Origin of the sequence: Sphingobacterium micropteri (assembly GCF_014692515.1) — a bacterium.
In the GTDB taxonomy this organism is placed as follows: domain Bacteria; phylum Bacteroidota; class Bacteroidia; order Sphingobacteriales; family Sphingobacteriaceae; genus Sphingobacterium; species Sphingobacterium micropteri.
Window position 1 is genome coordinate 1 of record NZ_JACOIK010000032.1, and the last position, 903, is coordinate 903.

A 903-nucleotide genomic window follows, 5' to 3' on the forward strand; every position below is an offset into this window, starting at 1 on the left:
TGCATTAGTTTCGATTTCATCTGACAGTTAAAGGGCAAACAAACTAGATTTGTAATGCGAATAACAAATTGAAGTTTAACCCCTTAACAATGTCAGACATGAATGTAGAGACAAAATTAATCAAAAGTAGATTAGGATTGCTAGGATTAGCAGAAGAATTAGGGAATGTATCTCGGGCATGTAAATATCTTGGTTACAGCCGGGATACTTTCTATCGTTACAAAGACCTATTTGAAGCCGGCGGTGAAGAAGGCCTCCGGGAATTGAGCAGAAGAAAGCCAAACGTAAAGAACCGAATCGAACAGCATATCGAAGAGCGTGTCGTGAAATTTGCTATAGAACATCCCGCTTTTGGTCAGACACGGGCATCGAATGAGCTGAAGAAAGAAGGTATGTTCATTTCTCCCTGTGGAGTAAGATGCGTCTGGCTGCGTCATGATTTGGAGACATTCCAGAAACGTCTTAAAGCGTTGGAAGCAAAGGTTGCACAGGAAGGGCTGATCCTAACGGAAAGCCAGGTGGTAGCTTTGGAAAAAGCCAAGGAGGAAAAGACTGCCCATGGGGAGATCGAAACGCACCATCCAGGTTATTTAGGAGCCCAGGATACCTATTATGTCGGTTATATCAAGGGTGTTGGCAAGATATATCAGCAGACCTTCATCGACACCTATTCGAAAATGGCAACCGCAAAACTGTACGATCGGAAGATAGCATTGGTAGCGGCCGACATGCTAAACGACCGCGTCGTTCCCATGTATGATGCTTATGGCATACCCCTGTTGCGCATACTCACCGATAGAGGGACAGAATATTGCGGAGCAAGGGAACATCATGAGTTCCAGTTATATCTGGCTATTGAAGATATAGAACACAGTAAGACCAAAGCTAAAAGCCCACAGACAA

1 protein-coding gene is annotated in these 903 nt (G+C 44.1%); it reads left to right on the forward strand.

Translation table 11 applies throughout. The features are described 5' to 3' along the window. Window positions 1-98 precede the first annotated feature (98 nt). Window positions 99-903: helix-turn-helix domain-containing protein (locus tag H8B06_RS20470; RefSeq protein ID WP_190996048.1), on the forward strand; the 805-nt coding region annotated here is incomplete at its 3' end.